We start from the raw sequence: 19,144 nt of genomic DNA, 5'->3' as shown, positions 1-19,144 counted from the left end.
TAAGCAATCTATTTTTCGCCTAAAATATCGCATTTTGAAGTTGATTGGGTATATAAGAAGGTTATACTAATTCGATATACCGGTGAAATGCAGGGACTTACATGGGACAGATTGGACTGGAAACCACTCTCTTAATTATTTTAATGGTCCTTGCGGTAAATCTTGTTTTTCAAGCGTTTAAACTCCCTATTATTCTAGGCTATCTAATTGCAGGTATCGGCGTAGGCCCTCATGGATTGGGCTTAGTTACCGACATTCATGCTATTCAGCAGTTAGCCGAGTTTGGGGTCGTGTTGCTGATGTTTACAATAGGTCTTGAGTTTTCGTTGACTCGTCTTATCCAGTTGCGGTATCCCGTTTTTGTATTGGGAGGCATGCAAGTGATCGCTTCGATTGCGATTACTGTGTTCATCGGTTTTTGCTTCAACATGCAATTTGTTGAGTCCTTAGTGATTGGTTTTGTAGTTGCCATGTCATCGACCGCTTTGGTTGTTAAACAACTGACTGACCAAGCCGAGGCATACACAACCTATGGAATTAATACGATCGGAGTTTTATTGTTTCAAGATTTAGCGTTTATTCCCATTCTTGTGATTATTTCAAGTTTAAGTGGAATTAATCATCAACCTCTTTTGGAAACGTTAATCTGGTCGTTTTTCCGAGGATTATTGGCGATTGTTCTTATTCTTGCCATTGGGCGTTGGCTTTTGCAGCCATTATTTCATCGCATTAAAACCATCAATGCCACCGAACTGTTTACTTTAGCAGCCTTGTTTGTCGCGCTGGGTTCAGCTTGGATTACTGAACAGTTGGGAATGACTTACGCCTTAGGCGCTTTTTTAAGTGGAATTATGCTGGGAGAAACGGAGTTTCGATCTCAGATTCAAGAAGAAGTGCGACCATTTCGGGATCTATTGCTCGGTTTGTTTTTTGTCTCAATTGGGATGCTTGCGAATATTGCAACTTGGGGGGATACCTGGTTCTGGATAGCGATTACCTTATTTGCCATGATGTTTGGCAAATCTATTTTAATTATCCTGTTAAGCCAAGCTTCAGGCTATGATCGTGAAACGTCACTTCGCTCTGGAATCATTCTTGCTGAAGGGGGTGAATTCGGGTTCGCCATCTTAGCGCTTGCATTGGATAACCGATTATTACCAATGTCTTATGGACAAGTTGTGCTTGGGGCATTGCTGATTTCTTTTGGATTTGCTCCGCTTCTCATTAAATACAATGGAGCCATCGCCCGAAAAATACTCAAGCGTTAGCAATTTCACATCATTTTACAGGGAAGTTAAAATAACTCCGGGGATAAGGTTCGTTTTTTAAAGTAAAATGCCACCATTCTTTGCTATAAGGTTTAAACCCGTAGCGGATCATAATGTGGCGTAATAACAGGCGGTTTTTTTTCTGTACAGGGCTTAATTTCCGATAAAAGACATTAGAACTGGGATCTAAATAATCAAACTCGGTTCCCATATCCAAATTAGAGTATTTTTCGAGAGATTTATCTAATTTAATTAAAGTTAAATCGACCGTGCTTCCGCGGCTGTGTCCGGAATATTCGGCGATATAACCTTTTGGGAATAAGCGGTTTTTATCCTCATAAGGATAATAACGTGGTTTAGTGCTGGTATCAGGATGTTTGCTCCAACGAATAAAAGCATCGACTGCGCGTTGAGGGCGATAACAGTCAAACACTTTTAAACCATAACCACGTGCATTCAAAGAAGCCTGCACTTCTTTTAGTTTTAAAGCTGCCTCTCGCGTGAGAATGCAACGTGGAGCAACATACCCAGGGACAGGATGGGCAGTAAAATTATTTGCTGTTGCATATCGAATGTCTTGAATAATATTTGGTGCAACGTTGCTTAAATAGACAAAATTAGCGGGCAATGATAGGACGGTTGTGCTCACAAACGCTAAAAAAAACAGTACTATAGGCTTAAACATAGTATTCCTATTTGCAAGTTCTAACCGTGGTGGTTACATCAAGAGAAATATCACCGCAGGTAAACGGTTCTAATAATCGATTCGGCGGCTCAGTTACCAACACTTCACGATCGTGCACAACACCCGGATGAAACCAGGCGCAAGCGGTGAGTTGGGTTAAGCACAGGCTTAGTAATATCCATTTCATAAATGAACTCTCCAATTAGATGCTACGATGAAGCATGAGTTAGGTAGATACCCGTGATATTACTTTCAACGGATATAAATTTAATGAAATATAGTTTCTGAATCTCGCACTCGCTCTTTAAGAAGTATATACTGGAGCGAGTCTTAAGCCTAGACATAGCAAGGGATGTAATACACATAGGATGACATGATGTTAGATCGGGCGAGTATTATCGATGAGCAATTCATAAAGCGTGTTTCACAAGGTGATTTCCCCACAACACGTAGTTCAAGTGATTTTTCTTCAGCGGGAATTGACAAAAAAAAAGCGATTGATTTATTTGATTCTCAAATCAAATCTCGGCAATTAGACTTAATCGCTCGCGCGCTCAAAGAAAAGGGATTATCGTTTTACACTATTGGAAGCAGCGGCCATGAAGGCAACGCTGCCTTTGGGCAGGTATTTCGTTTCACTGATATGGCTTTTCTCCATTATCGCAGCGGCGCTTTTTATATTCAGCGTTCCAAACAAGTGCATACGGAAGATGGCGTTCGTGATGTATTGTTATCGTTAGTTGCTGCAGCCTGTGATCCTATCTCAGGCGGTCGTCATAAAGTGTTTGGTAGCGTACCGCTTAATATCCCACCTCAAACATCAACGATTGCCTCGCATTTACCAAAATCTCTGGGGGCTGCTTTATCGATTATCCGAGCTAAAGAGCTTGGCATTACTAGTAATCTGCCTGCTGATTCGGTCATTTTGTGCTCGTTTGGGGATGCATCTATTAATCATGCTACCGCTCAAGCGGCGATCAATGCCTGCTCTTGGTTAGCTAGCCAGCCTTATCCCTTACCACTCATTTTTATTTGTGAAGACAACGGTATAGGAATATCCGTTCCAACACCTTCTAACTGGATTGAGTCAGCAATAAAATACCGTCCAAATATCCATTATCTCAGTTGCGATGGACTAAATGTTGCCGATTGTTATATCAAAGCCAAAGAAGCAGAAAAAATTGCCCGCATTCGCAAGCAGCCTGTATTTCTACATATGCGCTGTGTTCGCTTGCTAGGCCATGCAGGCTCAGACATTGAGTCACAATATCGTACACTTAGTGAAATCGAACAAACCGAAGCGCTAGATCCTTTATTACATACTGCGGCGTTACTCCATCGTGCAGGAATCTTAAGTATTAAAGGCATAGTGGAACTTTATCAAAATAATCATGCTTTGATTCAAGCCAAAGCCATGGAAGTGATACATTCGCCGCAATTAAGTTCGGCCAAAGAAGTGATGGCACCTATTGTGCCGAATCAGTCCGAAAAAAAATTGTTTCCTTTGCCGGATGAAAAACGACGCAATGCCATTTTTGGTGAAAGTTTTAAACAACTTAAAATGAAACGGAATTTGTCGCAACTTATAAATTTCACGCTTACTGATTTATTGATGCAATACCCCAACATGGTGGTTTTTGGTGAAGACGTCGGAAAAAAAGGAGGAGTTTATCGCGTCACCGCCGATTTGCAACAGCGGTTTGGCCGGAGAAGAGTATTTGATACGATTCTTGATGAAACCACTATTTTAGGAACCGCTATTGGCATGGCTCACAATGGCTTTTTGCCCGTTCCAGAAATTCAATTTCTAGCTTACTTACATAATGCAGAAGATCAATTACGCGGAGAAGCCGCAACACTGTCTTTTTTTTCTAAAGGCCAATATCAAAACCCAATGGTGCTTCGCATCGCCTCACTGGCTTATCAAAAAGGATTTGGCGGTCATTTTCATAATGATAATTCGATAGCAGTTTTGCGTGATTTACCAGGGGTTATTGTAGCTTGCCCTTCCAATGGAGCGGCTGCTGCAAAAATGTTACGAACTTGCATGCGATTGGCGCATCTAAAGGGTCGTGTAGTGGTGTTTCTTGAACCTATAGCGCTGTACATGACGAAAGATTTACACACACCAGGGGATAATGAGTGGCTCCATTATTACCCACCTCTAAACGAAGAAATCGCCTTAGGTGAGATCAGCGTATATGGTAAAGGGCAAACGGTTATTTTAACCTATGGAAATGGTTATTACTTGTCTCGTCAAGCCGAAAAGATTTTAAAAGAAAAACATAAACTTTCGGTGAAAATAATTGATTTGCAATGGCTTAATCCTTTGCCCCAAGAGGCCATATTGAAAGAGCTTATTAATGCCAAGCAGGTATTAATCGTGGATGAAGGGCGCCGTAGCGGCTCGGTCAGTGAAGGGTTAATGACGATGCTTATTGAATTTTCCCCTAAGCTGAAACTCAAGCGGTTAACCGGCGAAGATTCATTTATCCCCCTTGGAAATTCTTGGCAATACGTGTTACCTAGCTGCGAGGCCATTATAGCTGCCGTGATAGCGTTACAGAAAGACCCAGCTAACGACACCAGGAAAACAGGCGCTGCAAATGCTTACTCTAATCCGACTGTCAATAAGTAATTAACTGTTAAGGAGAATTTTTCGTGGATGATCTACTGTTTCTTGATGAGCAATTAAAAGACGATGAGCGAATGATACGAGACAGCGTTGCACGGTTTGTTGAGAAGGATGTGATTCCTTTAATGCCAGAAGCATTTGAGCGCGCAGAATTTCCTAAAGCGTTAATTAAAAAATCGGCCGAGCTTGGATTATTGGGACTAACCTTGCCAGCAGAATATGGCGGATCGGAAGCTTCGTATGTTTCCTACGGATTAGTCTGCCAGGAACTAGAACGAGGAGATAGTGGTTTACGCAGCTTTGTTTCCGTGCAAAGTTCTTTATGTATGTATCCTATATTTCGTTATGGCAGTGAAGAGCAGAAAAATCGGTTTTTAAAACCTATGGCAAAAGGTGATATGATTGGATGTTTTGGTTTAACAGAGCCTGACTCTGGGTCCGATCCGGCTGGCATGCGAACTAATGCAGAAAAAGTGGATGGTGGCTGGCGCTTAAATGGTGCAAAGATGTGGATTACCAATGCATCAATTGCGGATCTGGCTATTGTTTGGGCCAAAACCAAAGAAGGAATTCGAGGGTTTATCGTCGAAAAGGATTTTGAAGGGTTTAAACGTCAAGAAATTAAGTTAAAAATGTCCTTGCGCGCCTCTAAAACCGGCGAGCTGGTATTTGAAGATGTCTTTGTGCCCGATGAGAATCTCTTGCCAGGAAGTGAGCGCGGACTTGGAGCCGCGTTAAGTTGCCTAAGCCAAGCTCGATATGGTATTTGCTGGGGCGCTATGGGCGCTGCTATGGCGTGTTTTGATATTACGCGTGATTATCTATTAGAACGTAAACAATTTGATAAGCCTTTAGCCTCGTTTCAATTAATACAAGAAGATCTTGCTGAAATGTATACTGAGATTGTCAAAGCGCAATGGATTCATTTGCAAATTGGGCGTCTAAAAGACCAAGACCGTGAAACACCGACTATGATTTCATTGGCAAAAGGTAACGCTTGCAGGGAAGCGTTAAACATCGCAAGAACTTGTCGTAATTTACTGGGCGGGAATGGCATTAGTCTTGAATATCATGTCATCCGACACATGCTCAATTTGGAATCAGTATTTACTTATGAAGGAACGGATAACGTTCATAAGTTGGTATTGGGACGTCATATTACCGGAATTAATGCGTTCGGATAATATTTCTTATGCATTTTTCTCTGTATCGTACAGAGTGCATTTTTTTATTTTTTTTTTTTTTGCTTTTTTTAAAATCTGGCCTATAGTTAAAACCATGTCCTGATAGCGGATACTTTTCTCTCGCCTTGGATGGTATTTCTCGGGGGAGTAATCACCGTCTAACGTTAGATAAATTGGCTGCTGATTTGGACAACCAATTAAAACAATTACACGGAGATGTATTCCCGTGATCTTTCAAAAGGCGTGTTTTTCGGCGCCTTTTTTTCCTGTCGCATTTTAAAAAGCAAGTAACGGCTCATTCCCTTGCGAGTTTTTTAAAATGCGGCAGGGCGAAAGCGCGTGTGGTTGTAAATTACCCTATTTGTCTACGTCCAGCGCTTATGCGCGGGATCCACCGATATTATTAGATTCCTGGAGCCCGCGGACAAAAAAAAGCTTGGGCCGGACTTAATCCAGTACCTTGGGTCGTAGATAATAGGTCAATAATCGCATAAAAAATTCTAAAGGACTTTTTATATCACACCTGCGTTTACCCTGCTAAATTACGCATTTTGAAAGATCACGAGTCTATACTTATAGTATATTCATCTTAAAAGTGGACAGTCCATGGTTAAACTAACTCCTGAATCAGATACAGAACAAACGCCCGAAGAAAAATTATTAGCGGATTTAAAACAAGAAGGATCGTCCAATGACCTTTTGCATAATTCTTTTATAGGCTCTGATGAGGTGGATTCATTAGAAGATGGTGTACCAGGGAATGAGACCACAGGCGAAGCCGTCATGGTCGGTGAAGGCATCCCAGGATTTGAAACCACCGGCGAAGTCAGCCCAATGGATGAAACTGAACATCAGCTTGAAGAAGAACGTAGCGAAGAAAAAAGCAACACCCCTAGACCATAATTGCGATTGTCTTCTAATCTTAAACTTGCTATTATTCGCTCCAGTCGGGGCGTGGCGCAGCTTGGTAGCGTACTAGCATGGGGCGCTAGGGGTCGCAGGTTCAAATCCTGCCGTCCCGACCAAATTTTCTTAATAAAATCAATATATTACGAACGCATCAACTTTTAAAAATTATAAAACAAAATATTCTTGGTACCACTTTTGGTACCAGATAAAGAATGTTTTCTTTTTGTGAGATTGTTGTTCTATTTCTTAGGTGGTTTACAGACACCCGCATGCTCGCCCCAGCAAATCCATGTAATTATCTTTCCTACTATAAAATTTCTTTTTCACATTGCCAAAACTTACGAGCAGGTTGCAGGCACATTATTTGTTTAAAGAAAATTTACGATGAATATTAAATCCTATTTCTCAGCTTTTTTCGATCATAGAAGCTCCATAACGCTCAAAGGATATCATGCAGTGCTGGTGCTAAATAAGGTCTTTTTATAGACAATTCTTACCATTTCTATCCTTACTGGTGAGATTGTATCTCTTAAACAAGATGTACGGCCAATCGAGAAAGGATCAATTACGCAACCATCAAAGATTTATTTGTTGAGAGGTCATTTTATGGTTAAATAGCTTCGCATATTCAACATGGCAAAAGGAGATTTATTTGAATGAATATTAAAGCTGTTTTTATAGGCATATTAAGCTTATATTTACAAAGTTTATATGCATATATCCCATCACACTTGGAAAAAGTACAGCAATCAGATGAGTGTACTGGTTGTGATTTGACCCAAATAGAAATAATGCACTGGACTCATATTGAGATTAAGTCGAATGACCTAAAGAACTCCCTTTGGACAAAATCCACCTTACATAATGATAGGACTGTTGATTTTTCAGAGAAAAATATTGAAAAATCAAATTTTGTACTTAGCGACATTCAAAATTTAAAATTTAATAAGTCAATAATAGACAATGCCAATTTTACCGCAAGCAGTCTTCAGGGTTGTAGGTTTGATGACGCATCTCTTAAGCAAGTAAATTTTTCAAACTCAAGTCACTCACAATCTCAATTTACCCGCGCAAATTTATCGAATGCTAACTTTAAAAACGCAAGTTGTTATAAATGTGTTTTTATGCAGGCTAATCTAGAGAAAGCAGTTTTTGTAGGCGCTAGGATGCAGCATTCTAATTTTTATGGTTCTAATATTACTCAAGAGCAACTTGACTCAATGGAGTCATATGAGTGCGCAACACTCCCAGATGGAACCGTGTATGATAAAAATGGAGAAAATGGAGAAGTTGATTGTGATTACAACTAAACTAAAAATTATATCTGTTCTTGCTTTTTTGATAGGTTCACCAATAAGTTATGCAAAGGTAACTTACTCAGAAAATGACTTAAAGCAGTTTGAAAAAACCAATATATGCATAAAATGTGATCTAACTAGTGCTAGGATTGACGGTAAAGAAAATGCTGTTTTAGATGGCTCTATTTTGATAGACGCATATCTAAGTGGACATATGTCTGGTTCAAGTTATGTTAATTCTGTGTTAACTAAAACGCGTACATCTTTTTATGGGATCTACTCAATGTCGTCAAATTTTAAGGGCGCTGTTTTAACCCATGCCAATTTTAATAATGCACATTTAAGTGGTTCTAGTTTTGAAAATGTTAACTTATCAAAAGCGGACCTATCAGAGTCCAATTTATCGTCTAGTAATTTTAATGGCGCAAATGTTTCAGGCGTTAATTTTAATCGTTCTATTCTTATAGGGTCGAATTTAACACAAGAACAACTTAAACAAGCAAAAAGCTATTTCTGCGCTGTTCTTCCAGATGGAACATTAGCATCGCCTGAACATGAATGGCAAAATTGTTGAAATCTACTTGGAGCATTGTTCAGATAGAACTGGTTTATCTTAGTTGCCCTACACAAAAAGTCAGGCTTTTGTCGCAGGGCAAAATTATACTTTGTTCATATGTTTTTCAGTTTAATTTGTGTACCAGTTGATTATTAGGTTTTTTTGCGGTTCTTAGTTCACTTTCATTAAATCAATAAATTACGAACATCTAATTTTTTAAAAATTATCAAACAAAATAATATTCTTGGCATCAATTTAGTACCAGTTCGAGAATATAGTTATTTGGTATTAATTGATAAGCTTCACCCCAAATAAGCTTTGGTAATATTCAATCTCGAGTGTCCTAATTCTCTGCTTATTCGCGCGCGAGCTTTACGATCAATTTCTTTTTCTATTCCTGCTAATGAATCGAAAGCCTTACCTCCTGCTATGGGGCAAATAAGCTTTTTGCCTAAGGGATTGAGTGACTTGGTAATCTCTTCATAACGGCGTTGTGCATAAGCGTGGCGTAGGCCATGCAATTTACAAACCCCCATCTTGTTTGCTTGCTGCTGATAGTGGCTTAAGTGCTGTTTATAGCTTCTTTCTTTGGGAATTAACGAGGCTTTTTGAGGAACCTGCTCAGATACTTTAACCAACCATGCTTTTTGCTTTTCATTGGTGATATCAATTACGCGCCCGATGTGTATTTCGGCTTGATCCGAACGCCGATTACGGCAACATTCAAACGGCCATTTCGGTTTTATCCGAACGGTGATTTCACTCTGATCCGAACGCTGATTTCGGCAACATCCGAACGGGTATTTCGGTTTTATTCGAACGCTCTCGTCATAATCTATTCGTATTAATTTAATACAATACTCCAGTGTTTTAAATTGGAGTGTTTGACGTGAGACCAATATCGATGAACAAGATAAGCGAGATATTAAGGCTGAGATATAAGCTAAATTGCAGTTATAAAGAAATATCTCATGGCCTAAACGTTAGCAAATCGACCGTATCAGAGTATTTGCAGCGCGCAAAGGCTGCGGGCATTAACTGGCCATTGCCAGAAGAGGTAACCGAGCAAGAACTATATAAACTTCTATTTTTACCAACGCAATCATCTAAAAAAGATCGGCCTTTGCCGAACTGGGATGAAGTATGCCAAGAACTAAGGCGTAAAGGGGTAACTCTATTACTGCTCTGGCGTGAATACAAAGATAAATACCCTAATGGGCTTGGTTACACTCAGTTTTGTACGCGATACCGTGCACATATAAAGCAAATTTCGCCAGTGATGAAGCAAGTGCATAAAGCTGGCGAAAAAACCTTTGTTGATTATGCTGGAATGACTGTGCCTTGGCTTGATCCAACAACGGGAGAAATTCACGAGGCAGAGATTTTTGTCGGCTCTTTAGGCGCATCTCAATATACATTTGCAGAAGCAACTGCTAGTCAGCAGCTTCATGACTGGATAGGCTCCCATATTAGAATGTGGGCATACTTTGGCGGTGTGAGCAAAATTACGGTGCCAGATAATCTAAAGTCAGGCGTTACTAAATCCCACCGGTATGATCCTGATATCAACCGAAATTACCAACACGTTGGTGAGCACTATGGGTTTGCAATTGTGCCGGCCAGGCCTGGCGCACCAAAAGATAAAGCTAAGGTTGAAAATGCAGTGGGCTGCATAGAACGCCAAGTTTTGGCACCACTGCGTGATATGACTTTTACAAGTGTTGCTGAAATCAATATGGCAATAAAGCCTTTGCTTGAAAAATTTAATACTCAAAAATTCCAAAAAATGGATGCGTCAAGAAAGCAGCTATTTGAAGAAATTGATAAGCCAGCCCTGCAACCTTTGCCTCAATATGCTTATGAATATGCCACTTGGAAAAAAGCCAAGGTGAATATCGATTATCATTTTGTCTTTGAAAATCATTACTATAGCGTGCCCTACAAGTTTATCCATCAAGAAATTGAGGTAAGAGCCACAAGCCAAATCATTGAATGTTTTTATCAAGGTAAGAGAATTGCAGCCCACAAACGCAATCGTAATAAATATCAGCATACAACCGTGCAAGAGCACATGCCTAAAGCCCACCAAGAACAAGGCAAATGGACACCGAAGCGCTTATTGCATTGGGCGAATAAGATTGGCCTTCACACCGAGCACTTTATTCAAAAGATGATTGAGTCTAAGTCATTCCCAGAACAATCCTTTCGCTCATGTCTTGGTTTATTACGCCTAAGTAAAGGATATGGCAATGACAGACTTGAAGCGGCCTGCAAAAAAGGGCTTGAAGTTGGTGCTTATCGATATCAACACATTGAGTCAATCTTAAAAAATAGGCTTGATAGCACCAATGAGCATCAAAACCATCAAACACCAGTTATCAACTCACATAAAAATATTAGAGGTTCTAATTACTATCAATAGGAGAAAAAAATGTTAAATAATCAAACGTTGGATAAATTACGCACCTTAAAATTAACTGGCATGGCAGAAGCCTTAATTGAACAGCTTAATTCGCCAGTAAGTGAGCTAAGCTTTGAGGAGCGTCTTGCCATATTGATTGAGAGGGAATGGATAACTCGGGAAAACAAGCGACTAGCACGGCGCTTGAGTCAAGCTAAATTAAAAGATAATGCATGCATTGAAGACATCGATTATGACCACCCTAGAAAATTAAAAAAAAATGTTGTGTCAGATTTAAGCAGCTGCAATTGGATTAAAAATAAATTGAACATACTTATTACAGGACCGACAGGATGTGGCAAAACCTATTTGGCTTGTGCGTTAGCTCATAAGGCTTGCCTGTCTGGTATGACATCCAAGTATTATCGTCTGCCTCGGTTATGGAATGAGTTGCTGATTGCAAAAGCAAACGGCACTTATCAAAAATGGTTAAACCAGCTGGCCAAAGTCGATGTGCTTATTCTTGATGATTGGGGGCTGGCGGCACCTAACGAGCAGCAAAGGCATGATTTATTAGAAATAGTAGAAGACCGATATCAAAACCACTCAACCATTGTTACCAGCCAATTACCCGTTGCAAATTGGCATGAGCATTTAAATGATGAAACTTTAGCTGATGCTATTTTAGATAGGCTTGTGCACAATGCGATTAAAATTGAATTAGATGGTGATTCATTAAGAAAAAAGGATAAGTCTTTACAGACTGGGAAGGCTTAACAGATAATCATCTTTCTTGATTATGACTCGAGCGTTCGAATGCAGTGAAATCGCCGTTCGGATCAAAACCGTAATCACCGTTCGAATCAGCCGAAATACGCACCTCTGTCGGTGGATAACCAAAAGTGTCTTTAAAGCATCTTGAAAACGATGAATGATCTTCAAATCCAACACTTAAGGCTGTCTCTAATATTGTGTCATGACGTGAGTTTATTGTTCGAAAACCCAGTTCCATGCGTAAACGACGGATAAAAGCACCAGCTGTTCGCTCTGTTGATTCAATAAACGCCCGCTTTAAAGTTGATAACGAGACACCCAGTTCCTCGGCTATTTGTCTTAGCTCAATAGGTTGATCAATATGTTCGTAAACATATTTTACTGCTTGAATAAAAGTTTCATTTTTCATGTACGTCATAATGGTTCTCCAATGTTATATTGTGACCATTATCGACTATTTACGTAATGCTAGCTGTGCATAAAAGCTCAAAAACTTATTGTTATTTTATTGGTCATAATATATCTTCTTCTATAGTGCCTTGATTATAGGCAACCTCTCAAGTTTCGTACTAGTGTGGACAATTTTATTGGATGCATTTGCAGTTAACATAGATGATAAAATTCCTTAATATTAATTTTTCTTAGAAAATCCTCATCGTGTGAAATCACTATCATTGGTCCTGGATATTGTTGTAAGCATTGAATCACATGGTTTCGGGTAGTTGCATCCAGATTATTAGTCATTTCATCAAGAATTAATAATTTTGGAGGACACGCAGCAATCCTAGCTAAGGACAACCGAGCTTTTTCTCCACCAGACAAACTATCCACTAATTGATTAACAACACTGTTTGATTTAAATAGGAAGTCATTAAGATGGGATCGAATTTGTTGGTGCGTCCAATCTGGTCTGATTTCTTCAAGGGATGATAATACCGTCTCATTAGCCGATAACTGATTATAGTGCTGGTCTAAATAGCCAATATCTTGCTGAGCAGGTATAAGCCAATCCCCCTCTCTAACCACGTCTTTGTGATTCATAATTGCTTTAATCAATGTTGATTTACCACTTCCATTACTTCCTGTGATTGCCAGGCGATTTTGACCGAACAATTGAAAATTAATCTGATGGGTGAGCATTTTTTCCGCATAACCAATGACACCGTCTTTAATCATTACCAATGATTTATGAGAAATAAATCCTGATGGCAAATGGAATTTAGGTTCAGTGATTTCAGGTCTATCTAATGCACTCATTTGCTCAATAACATCATCACGCATATCGCTAATTTGCTTTCTTTTTCTGCCCGAGGCCTGTGAGGCGCGATGCATTTTGGCATGGGATACAATGGTAGGCCATTTGCGATTTTCAATGGATTTTTTTCCCATTTCTTTAGAACTTCTTGCACGTTTCTGTTCTTTCATTAATTGATGATGAACCGCTCTTTTATCTTTTTCGAGACATGCTAATTGTTGGCTCAATTTGGCATATTTTATTTCTTTTTCTCGTAGGAAATCTTCATATTGCCCATCGAACTGCTCAATTTCTCCGGTTTTAATTGACCACAAGCAATCAGGCACCATAGAGAGTAGTTGCGAATCATGAGAAGAAACTAACAACGTACCTGGATAATATTGCAAAAATTGCAGTAATTGCTTCCTGTTATCCGTATCAAGATGATTGGTCGGTTCATCTAAAATTAACAATTCTGGATGACATGACAAAGCCTCAGATAGCGCTTTTTGAAAACGCTCCGAACCACTTAAGCCATCAAACCCCTCTGGGATTTGCGGTACATAACCAATACGAATTTCCTGACTAAAGCGAATATCTCCATCAAGAATGGGCGAAAGACCAGCTATCATCCGCAATAAACTTGTTTTGCCACAGCCATTATCGCCAATGACAGCAATTCGCTGATGGGAATAAATACGTGCATCAAACTGTTCAAAACAATTTTTTTCAGGATAAATTAATGATAATTGATGAATAGAACAAAGTATCGACATAAACCACCTCAACAATAAACAAAGCCAGCGTTAAAAACGCACTAAAGATTTATTGAGAGATAATTCGCATTGGAGTCGAGACCTCGTTTTCTATGAAAGAGTCACCATTGTAACAAATTTCACCTGCTATCTGCAAACTTAAGCGCTCGAGTTTAGCCATTTTTCCCAGGACCGTTCGCCCTGAGGAGTGTGCGTAGCACGCGTCTCGAAGGGCTTTCTAAACGGCTAAAGTGAGCTGATAGATCAACGAATTAATTTTTTCTTCTGAGCATTTATCTAAATCAAGCTGATTTTCAGACTTTGAAAAATACTTATTTGACCAAATTGATCGTCTAACGAGAAATCAGCACCACATTGAGCTTGATACAGGTTAGGGCTAAATCCATACAAGCATAGGCACCGTCACCTACTAAAATCCATTGTCGTTTAAGCCAACGACTGGCAAGACAAACCATTTGCCTCGTCCAATCTAAGGATGTTTTATGGCGACGACCTGCAGTTTCATTCGATCGTGTTGAAGGAGCAAGTACAGTTAGAAATGGCAAGGCCCAGGAAAAACTATCCCATTTGGCTCAGCGAAATAAAAAATAGTCTTTTGGTTTCTGCTCAAGATCCAGCCCTTCGAGACGCGTGCTACGCACGCTCCTCAGGGCGAACGGATTAGGGAAAAATGGCTAAACTCGAGCCAATCGAGACTCATCTTAAATTGCTCAAACTATATGCCATAGCAATTGAGCTGGAAGAACGTTCTCTCAAAAGCATTTAAGTAAAAATTAAATCCGTGAAAAGGAAGTTCAATGATGCAAAACACAAACAAAATTCAACAACAAATTTTATTCATTACCGATCTGGAAAAGCTCATTGGCCGTAACCGACTTACACTAAGATGGTGGACTAACGGACAATTTCCTGAGCCGATAAAACTCAATGGCACGACCTTAGCTTGGCATATAGAAACAATCAACCACTGGATTCAGCAGAATGTGAATCGACAACTGGGATAACACTTTTTTTACTTGGTAATAATTAAAACAGGTCTTCATGGCCGGTTTTAATTATTGAAAAACAAAAATTGATCATCAACCGTGTAGCCAGACATAAAAAAAATTAAAAGTGTAGCCAAGGTTGTAGCCAATATAATTTTAAGATATGGAAAGATTCTAAATAGAAAGTGCTAAGTTACGGATTTCAATGGTATTTTTACTGGTCGGGACGGCAGGATTTGAACCTGCGACCCCTAGCGCCCCATGCTAAAAATTATCAATATCATTGAATATCAAAAAATATCAAAATAACCAATTACGCCTTGATTATAAAGTATTTTTTATATGTTTGCTTGTTCATTAAATATCATTTAATATTATCCCAGCTCATAAAAAGTGGTACCAAAAGTGGTACCAAAATGCAGTTGGATATTATGAAATTCACGGATAATTACATTAAGAACTTACAACCGGAACGCACCTGGTTGGAAAAAATAGAAGTCTCAGGGTTAGGTCTAAGAGTAACGCCTTCCGGCAATAAATCTTGGTTTTACCGCTTCACAATGGATGGTAAGCGCTACAAAATGTCACTGGGGAAGTATCCAGCAATTTCGCTAAAGGATGCTCGAGAAAAACTTAGAAAAGCACAAAGCCTGAAAGAAAAAGGCATCCACCCTATCGAGCACCAGAAACAACAAAAATTAAAACAAAAGAAAACAGTGCACTCCCTCATTTTGAGTTGGTACACAGGTTATATCGAAAAAAATCGCAAGCAACCTTTACAAATTAAGCAGCAAATAGATGCGGATATTATTCCTTTACTGGGCGATTGGGAGTTAGAAAAGCTAAAAGCCCATCATATCACCGCAGCTCTGGATAAAATCGTTGGTCGCGGGTCACCTGTGCACGCTAATAAGGTGTTAAGTACGCTAAAACAAGCATTTAACTACGCTGTCAGCCGTGGCGAGATGGCTGCTAATCCTGCCATGAATATCAGATCACGAGACATTGGCGGCATTGAAAAACCCAGAGAAAGGGTGCTTTCATTAGATGAAATTAAAATACTTTGGCAATTTTTAGACAGCAAAGATCACGTCATATCTCTGCAAATTAAAAACGCCCTTAAAATATTATTACTCACGGGAGTTAGAAGCGGAGAACTTAGAATTGCCGAATGGTCAGAATTTGACTTTGACAACTCGCTTTGGGTTATTCCGGCAAGCCATACCAAGATCAATGTGACTATGCGCGTGCATTTAGCGGAGCCTGTTAAAGCCCTTTTTTATGAGTTAAAAGGGAATAATTCATCACCTTATGTCTTAACTGGTATTGACGGGCAAAGCGTCTTAACGGATAGAGCCTTACCTAGGGCCGTTAATCGAATACAGCAGCGTGTGGGTATACCGCAATGGACAGCCCATGATCTTAGACGAACCTTTGCAACGCATTTAGGAGAAACCTTGGATATTGATCCGGCTGTGATTGAAAAATGCTTAGGGCATAAAATGCCAAAGATTATGGCAACCTACAACAAAAATGAAATGCTTCCTCAGCGGAAAGAAGCGCTTGAAAGATGGGCTGAACTGATTAACAATTTAGACCTAAATTCAAGCAATGAAGCTCCTTGGAGCTAAGCCCAGACTTAGTTCTTTCCATTTTGGAAATAACTGACCTTTAAGTGCAAAGGCGTGTTTTTTTAATTGTTTCACCTTCAAATTTTTGCAAATTGAAAGTTTATTGCTCAAAATGTTGTTCTTTAAATAGTGCATGCTATAATAACAAAAAGCACTTATTTATTATATAACCTATAAAAATGTTATCTATCATATAGATAAATAAATATTTATATAATTTTATGTAATGTTTTTTATGTTAATTTTATTACATTAGGTCAATCATGAAATCCGCGAGTGACAGTATATTAAGGCGAATCAGAGCGAAACAACGAGGCTGGGTTTTCACGCCTAAAGATTTTCTTGATATTGCGCCTCGCAATACCGTAGGCGTGACCTTACACAGACTAGTTGAAAAAGGTATTATCAGGAAAATTGGACACGGGATATATGATTTTCCTGTCAAACATTCAAAACTCGGGACGTTATCAGCAAATCCAGATGCAATAGCAAGAGCCGTTGCATCAAAAAAGGGTGACACTATTCAACCAGGTGGCGCTCAATTGGCCAATCAGCTAGGTTTTGATGAGCAAGTATCAGCAACACCTTCCTATATTACTTCTGGTACTGCTCGGCAAAAGAAAATTGCTGGCTATCCCATAAAGCTTAGTCATTCGAAATTTATAAAAAGCATACCCTTAAATCCAAATGTGATTAGGGTGCTTAATGGGATACACCATATTGGGAAAAATAATATTACTGCCGAAATCGTGCAAAAAAGTAAAAAAATATTGTCTCAAAGAGATAAAACTCAACTTAAAAAAATCTTGAATCAATTACCAGATTGGATGATTCACGTTGTATTAAAAATCCTAGGAAAATAATAATGAAAGAACTATTGGAATTTAGTCCAAAAGAGCGTCAACAAGTTTTTGAAGAAGCTACGGCTCGCTCCACAACAATTAAAAATCCAATCATCATTGAGAAAGATTTTTGGGTATGCTGGACTCTCAGTCAAATATTCACTAACGCCGCTCTTTCTTCACATGTGATTTTTAAAGGGGGGACGTCACTGTCAAAATGTTACAATATCATCCAACGTTTTTCGGAAGATATTGATTTAACTTTAAGCAAAACATATATTGGCATAGACAGTGAAAATGATCCAGCACAAGGAGTATCAGGCAAACAACAAAAAAAACGTTTAGATGAGTTAAGCAATAAGGTTAAAAATAAGGTTGGTGAAGAGATAAAACCAATCTTAATGACTCAATTTGAAAAAGGTCTTTCAGATTACTTTGATGAGTCTCAGTGGCAATTAGAGCTAGATGAAGACGATGCTCAAAGTCTTAAGTTCCACTACCCAACCAATGTCCCTAAAAAAGATAATGACTACATTCAATCGGCTATCAAATTGGAGTTTGGCGCTCGTGGGGATATAAGCCCTTATGAAAATAAAAATGTAACTTCTTATTGCCAACAATTGCTACCAGAACTTGGTACGGAAGCACCAGAAATAACTGTACCAACGTTATTAGCCAAACGTACCTATTGGGAAAAGATCACATTACTGCATGCAGAATACCATCGCTCTCCCAAAAAACCTCTTCCTCGTCGATTATATCGACATTACTACGATATTATTATGTTGGATAAAAAAAATATAACCCAAGAAGCCATGCAAGATATTGAATTGCTAGAGGATGTCAGAAGGAATAAATCAATTTACTTTCCTGCAAAATGGGCAAACTATGATAAAGCAGTCATTGGCTCTTTGCGCTTATATCCTAATGAAGCATTTATCGATCAATTAAAAGCCGATCATGCCAAGATGGGTGATATGTTTTTTGGTAATGCCCCTGATTTTGATGAAACCTTAGAACATATAAAACGAATTGAGAAAATTGTTAACAACACTGAATAATATAAAGAAGAGAATATCCCTAAGAAAAGAGGAAATACCATGCCAACAAAAATCGAACCTGTTTTCTCCTATGAAGGATTGGGATTGCCTATTGAACTTGAAAATATTGAAATAATTAATATCAGCGGTGAATGGCAACCAAAAATAGATGTTCGCGCCGTCGCTGATAAAGCCATCAAACAATTGGCTGTCCAAGAAACTCCTTTAACAGGCAATCAAGTTAAATTTATTCGCTCCTATTTTTCCATGCCATTAAGAGAATTTGCAGAGAAAGTGGTGCATGAATTGCAAAAAGCTGTCAGTGAATGGGAAAAAAAGGGCAATGGACCAACCAACATGAATGAAAGTACAGAGCAAATGCTACGGCTTTACATCATTGAGCAAACATGAACTAGAAACCAAATGTAAAACGCAAATTTTAATAACACCCTTTTGTAGTAATATCATTCAAGTTCATTTAATAACTAACCCAATCTCTTTATTGACAATATTGGGTTAACTCCTAAAATCTATTACTGGGATCAGTGGGTGCAAAATGCAAATTGCTTTAAAAAAAACTAAATTTTTCGATGCATCAATCCATCCAAAACAAGGCCGACCCAAACCCGTCATGTAAACCCGTCCCAAACCCGTCCGCTCAAAATGCTGATGCAGCTTCACTTATCTCAGATCAAGATACAAAAACCCGTCAAAGGCAAATTCTCCAGGCCGACCTACCTCATAACTCATAAATATTTAGTGTGTGTATATAACGCACGCGCGTAAAACTGATCCTGCCTCGAAAAACCGGACACCAACATTATGCAACCATTCCAAAATTGCTGGGAGTTTGAAACCCTAGAGATGAATGGATGCGTTTGCGATTGTAAAACACTTCAATGTAATCGAATAGAGCTAATTGAGC

The 19,144-nt window shown here is 39.0% G+C and carries 18 protein-coding genes, 1 tRNA gene and 1 pseudogene; 14 read left to right on the top strand and 6 right to left on the bottom strand.

What is annotated here, in order from left to right; translation table 11 throughout:
* The first annotated feature begins 101 nt into the window (after positions 1–101).
* Entirely contained in the window at positions 102–1,268 is a 1,167-nt protein-coding gene (locus E1O47_RS06075) for a cation:proton antiporter domain-containing protein (RefSeq protein WP_133130370.1), read from the top strand.
* 10 nt (positions 1,269–1,278) lie between these two features.
* Here E1O47_RS06075 and E1O47_RS06070 read toward each other — a convergent pair whose 3' ends face one another.
* Positions 1,279–1,953, bottom strand: a complete 675-nt coding sequence (locus E1O47_RS06070; protein WP_133130369.1) for a M15 family metallopeptidase — start codon at positions 1,951–1,953, stop codon at positions 1,279–1,281.
* 7 nt (positions 1,954–1,960) lie between these two features.
* Complete coding sequence (locus tag E1O47_RS06065) at positions 1,961–2,140, bottom strand: hypothetical protein (protein WP_133130368.1); 180 nt, start codon at positions 2,138–2,140, stop codon at positions 1,961–1,963.
* Between the two features lie 189 nt (positions 2,141–2,329).
* Here E1O47_RS06065 and E1O47_RS06060 point away from each other — a divergent pair, with 189 nt between their 5' ends.
* The 6 genes from E1O47_RS06060 to E1O47_RS06035 all read left to right on the top strand — a co-directional run bounded on the left by E1O47_RS06060 (position 2,330) and on the right by E1O47_RS06035 (position 8,553).
* Positions 2,330–4,591: a thiamine pyrophosphate-dependent enzyme gene (locus tag E1O47_RS06060; RefSeq protein WP_133130417.1), complete on the top strand. Its 2,262-nt coding sequence runs from the start codon at positions 2,330–2,332 to the stop codon at positions 4,589–4,591.
* 23 nt (positions 4,592–4,614) lie between these two features.
* The gene (locus E1O47_RS06055) at positions 4,615–5,772 is read left to right on the top strand and encodes an acyl-CoA dehydrogenase family protein (protein WP_133130367.1); all 1,158 of its coding nucleotides are present in this window, start codon (positions 4,615–4,617) and stop codon (positions 5,770–5,772) included.
* Between the two features lie 606 nt (positions 5,773–6,378).
* The gene (locus E1O47_RS06050) at positions 6,379–6,675 is read left to right on the top strand and encodes a hypothetical protein (protein WP_133130366.1); all 297 of its coding nucleotides are present in this window, start codon (positions 6,379–6,381) and stop codon (positions 6,673–6,675) included.
* A gap of 45 nt (positions 6,676–6,720) precedes the next feature.
* Positions 6,721–6,797: transfer RNA gene (locus E1O47_RS06045), tRNA-Pro, on the top strand.
* A 540-nt stretch (positions 6,798–7,337) separates the two neighbouring features.
* Positions 7,338–7,991 carry a pentapeptide repeat-containing protein gene (locus tag E1O47_RS06040; RefSeq protein WP_133130365.1) on the top strand — a complete coding sequence of 218 codons (654 nt, stop codon included), beginning with the start codon at positions 7,338–7,340 and terminating at the stop codon, positions 7,989–7,991.
* On the top strand, positions 7,978–8,553 hold the full coding sequence (locus tag E1O47_RS06035) for a pentapeptide repeat-containing protein (RefSeq protein ID WP_207384296.1): 576 nt from the start codon (positions 7,978–7,980) through the stop codon (positions 8,551–8,553). The genes E1O47_RS06040 and E1O47_RS06035 overlap by 14 nt, the downstream gene beginning before the upstream one ends.
* 284 nt (positions 8,554–8,837) lie before the next feature.
* Here E1O47_RS06035 and E1O47_RS12700 read toward each other — a convergent pair.
* Positions 8,838–9,218, bottom strand: a pseudogene (locus tag E1O47_RS12700) (phage integrase N-terminal domain-containing protein); the annotation flags it as partial.
* A 206-nt stretch (positions 9,219–9,424) separates the two neighbouring features.
* On the opposite strand from E1O47_RS12700, the gene istA reads away from it, so the two are divergent.
* Both istA and istB read left to right on the top strand, forming a co-directional pair.
* A complete protein-coding gene (gene istA, locus E1O47_RS06025) occupies positions 9,425–10,957 on the top strand; it encodes an IS21 family transposase (RefSeq protein ID WP_133130362.1) in 1,533 nt (510 codons plus the stop codon).
* 9 nt (positions 10,958–10,966) lie between these two features.
* The gene (gene istB / locus E1O47_RS06020; protein WP_133130361.1) at positions 10,967–11,713 is read left to right on the top strand and encodes an IS21-like element helper ATPase IstB; all 747 of its coding nucleotides are present in this window, start codon (positions 10,967–10,969) and stop codon (positions 11,711–11,713) included.
* Positions 11,714–11,720: 7 nt separating this feature from the next.
* Here istB and E1O47_RS06015 read toward each other — a convergent pair whose 3' ends face one another.
* Together E1O47_RS06015 and E1O47_RS06010 are read right to left on the bottom strand one after the other, a co-directional pair.
* Positions 11,721–12,128: a helix-turn-helix domain-containing protein gene (locus E1O47_RS06015; RefSeq protein WP_133130360.1), complete on the bottom strand. Its 408-nt coding sequence runs from the start codon at positions 12,126–12,128 to the stop codon at positions 11,721–11,723.
* 185 nt (positions 12,129–12,313) lie between these two features.
* Positions 12,314–13,720 (bottom strand): ATP-binding cassette domain-containing protein, encoded by a 1,407-nt coding sequence (locus E1O47_RS06010; RefSeq protein WP_133130359.1) that lies wholly within the window; start codon positions 13,718–13,720, stop codon positions 12,314–12,316.
* A 797-nt stretch (positions 13,721–14,517) separates the two neighbouring features.
* Here E1O47_RS06010 and E1O47_RS06005 point away from each other — a divergent pair.
* The 5 genes from E1O47_RS06005 (at position 14,518) to E1O47_RS05985 (ending at position 18,630) form a co-directional block, all read left to right on the top strand.
* Complete coding sequence (locus E1O47_RS06005; protein WP_133130358.1) at positions 14,518–14,724, top strand: helix-turn-helix transcriptional regulator; 207 nt, start codon at positions 14,518–14,520, stop codon at positions 14,722–14,724.
* A gap of 413 nt (positions 14,725–15,137) precedes the next feature.
* Positions 15,138–16,337 (top strand): tyrosine-type recombinase/integrase, encoded by a 1,200-nt coding sequence (locus tag E1O47_RS06000; protein ID WP_133130416.1) that lies wholly within the window; start codon positions 15,138–15,140, stop codon positions 16,335–16,337.
* Positions 16,338–16,600: 263 nt separating this feature from the next.
* Positions 16,601–17,200, top strand: a complete 600-nt coding sequence (locus E1O47_RS05995; RefSeq protein WP_133130357.1) for a DUF6088 family protein — start codon at positions 16,601–16,603, stop codon at positions 17,198–17,200.
* Between the two features lie 2 nt (positions 17,201–17,202).
* Positions 17,203–18,240, top strand: coding sequence for a nucleotidyl transferase AbiEii/AbiGii toxin family protein (locus E1O47_RS05990; RefSeq protein WP_133130356.1), 1,038 nt, complete (start codon positions 17,203–17,205; stop codon positions 18,238–18,240).
* A 39-nt stretch (positions 18,241–18,279) separates the two neighbouring features.
* Complete coding sequence (locus E1O47_RS05985) at positions 18,280–18,630, top strand: hypothetical protein (protein WP_133130355.1); 351 nt, start codon at positions 18,280–18,282, stop codon at positions 18,628–18,630.
* Between the two features lie 409 nt (positions 18,631–19,039).
* On the opposite strand, the gene E1O47_RS12250 is transcribed toward E1O47_RS05985, so the two are convergent.
* The coding region (locus E1O47_RS12250; protein WP_165475047.1) for an IS3 family transposase at positions 19,040–19,144 on the bottom strand (105 nt) is incomplete at its 5' end.

This window comes from Legionella yabuuchiae (assembly GCF_900640115.1).
Taxonomy (GTDB): domain Bacteria; phylum Pseudomonadota; class Gammaproteobacteria; order Legionellales; family Legionellaceae; genus Legionella_A; species Legionella_A yabuuchiae.
This window is presented reverse-complemented; position numbering and strand designations above follow the sequence as displayed.

Coding starts and splice junctions, on each gene's coding strand:
- E1O47_RS05990 (WP_133130356.1), top strand. CDS start 17,203: ATGAAAGAACTATTGGAATTTAGTCCAAAAGAGCGTCAACAAGTTTTT.
- E1O47_RS06065 (WP_133130368.1), bottom strand. CDS start 2,140: ATGAAATGGATATTACTAAGCCTGTGCTTAACCCAACTCACCGCTTGC.
- E1O47_RS06070 (WP_133130369.1), bottom strand. CDS start 1,953: ATGTTTAAGCCTATAGTACTGTTTTTTTTAGCGTTTGTGAGCACAACC.
- E1O47_RS06050 (WP_133130366.1), top strand. CDS start 6,379: ATGGTTAAACTAACTCCTGAATCAGATACAGAACAAACGCCCGAAGAA.
- E1O47_RS06075 (WP_133130370.1), top strand. CDS start 102: ATGGGACAGATTGGACTGGAAACCACTCTCTTAATTATTTTAATGGTC.
- E1O47_RS06005 (WP_133130358.1), top strand. CDS start 14,518: ATGATGCAAAACACAAACAAAATTCAACAACAAATTTTATTCATTACC.
- E1O47_RS06000 (WP_133130416.1), top strand. CDS start 15,138: ATGAAATTCACGGATAATTACATTAAGAACTTACAACCGGAACGCACC.
- E1O47_RS06010 (WP_133130359.1), bottom strand. CDS start 13,720: ATGTCGATACTTTGTTCTATTCATCAATTATCATTAATTTATCCTGAA.
- E1O47_RS05995 (WP_133130357.1), top strand. CDS start 16,601: ATGAAATCCGCGAGTGACAGTATATTAAGGCGAATCAGAGCGAAACAA.
- E1O47_RS06015 (WP_133130360.1), bottom strand. CDS start 12,128: ATGACGTACATGAAAAATGAAACTTTTATTCAAGCAGTAAAATATGTT.
- E1O47_RS05985 (WP_133130355.1), top strand. CDS start 18,280: ATGCCAACAAAAATCGAACCTGTTTTCTCCTATGAAGGATTGGGATTG.
- E1O47_RS06060 (WP_133130417.1), top strand. CDS start 2,330: ATGTTAGATCGGGCGAGTATTATCGATGAGCAATTCATAAAGCGTGTT.
- E1O47_RS06040 (WP_133130365.1), top strand. CDS start 7,338: ATGAATATTAAAGCTGTTTTTATAGGCATATTAAGCTTATATTTACAA.
- istB (WP_133130361.1), top strand. CDS start 10,967: ATGTTAAATAATCAAACGTTGGATAAATTACGCACCTTAAAATTAACT.